General features: G+C 61.9%; 1 protein-coding gene. It reads left to right on the top strand.

Going from position 1 to position 1352, the window contains the following annotated elements:
* A partial coding sequence (locus GVL03_RS18775) for a hypothetical protein (RefSeq protein ID WP_200847247.1) occupies positions 1-1352 on the top strand: 1352 nt, incomplete at both ends.

Below are 1352 nucleotides of genomic sequence, written 5' to 3'. Positions count from 1 at the left end.
ATGCTGCTCTCGGCCTATGCCGACCAGGTGCACTTCGCCACGCGGGTCGACCGCTCACCGCTTATTGACCTGGGCGTGGCCTCGGGCCTCTTGGAGCATCGTGGCCACCTGCTGGCCCCAATGAAAAACACCCCGGTTCGAATGTCCATCATCGACCTTCTGCAGCACGTTGAAGTGCTGGGCGGTTCTGGTGAAGGTAAGTCGCGCAACTTCTACGTGCCAGTGGTCCGACAGCTCATCCAGCTGCGCAAGGCCGGCTATCCAATCAGCATCTACGCCACCGATGACAAGGGCGCGATCGGCGACGACATTGCGGCCGAGGTCAGAGCGGCCGGCATGAGCGAGGACGAAGTGCTGCGTATTGGCACTGGCCCCAATGACTGGCGCATCGACCTTTGTGCAGGGCTGGGACCGGTCGAACTGGCTGAGATCATCCGTAGCGTCTCGGCCCAAATGGGCGGCACCGCCAGCGATGATTTTTGGCCTGAGATGGCCTCCGACCTGATTGCTCAGGTAGGCATCCTGCTGCAGGCTGTCGAGCTGACCAATGCAGGCAAGGCATGGGCCGAGGAGCGAAAGATGCGCGTGCACTCGATCCTCAACTTGCTGCGTGTGGCAGGCTCGGATGAGCTGATCGATGAGAACCTGGCCATCATCGCGGAGGCAATGAAAACGGACGAGTACGACGCCTTGTCGGCCAACGTTCACATGCCTCAGCTGCTGGACAGCGTGACGTACCTGAGCGGCACGTATCTGCCCCTCGCTGCAGCGACGAAAGACGGCATCCGAGCCAACATGCGCAAGGCCCTCAAAGCCTTCGCTGCGAAGCCTGACCTGGCGGCCGGGTTCGCGGACGGCGCCGGGCCCAAGCTGCTGCCTCCCTCTGCGCTGCTGGAGCCCAAGCTGAAGGTGATCAACATCAGCCAGATCGAGCACGGCTCGGCGGGCCGCATTGTGTCGATCATGCTCAAGACGCTGCTCTTCAAACAGGCCCGGATGGCAGAGCTGAAGAACCCCAGCTTTGCCAAGGAGCGGCTGCAGTGGTGGTTCAACCCGCAGCTCGGACCGGGCGTCGAAAAGTACGCTCTGACGTTCTTCCTGGCTGACGAATACCAAGCGCTGGCCACCAGCTCCAACAGCGACGGCCTGAGCGATGCGAGCGTCTGGAACGTGCTGCGTAGCGCCGGCATCGGTGGCATCGTTTTGAGCCAATCGGTCTCTGCTTACCGGCTTGCCGTTGGTGATGCTGCGACCGAGAACATGCGCCGCAACTGGCGCACGAAGATCATCCTGCGTACCGAGGATCTGGACACGATAGACGAGGCCAAAAAGCTTGCGGGACGCACCATGCG

The organism is Microbacterium sp. 18062 (genome assembly GCF_902706225.1).
Taxonomy (GTDB): domain Bacteria; phylum Actinomycetota; class Actinomycetes; order Actinomycetales; family Microbacteriaceae; genus Microbacterium.
This window is presented reverse-complemented; position numbering and strand designations above follow the sequence as displayed.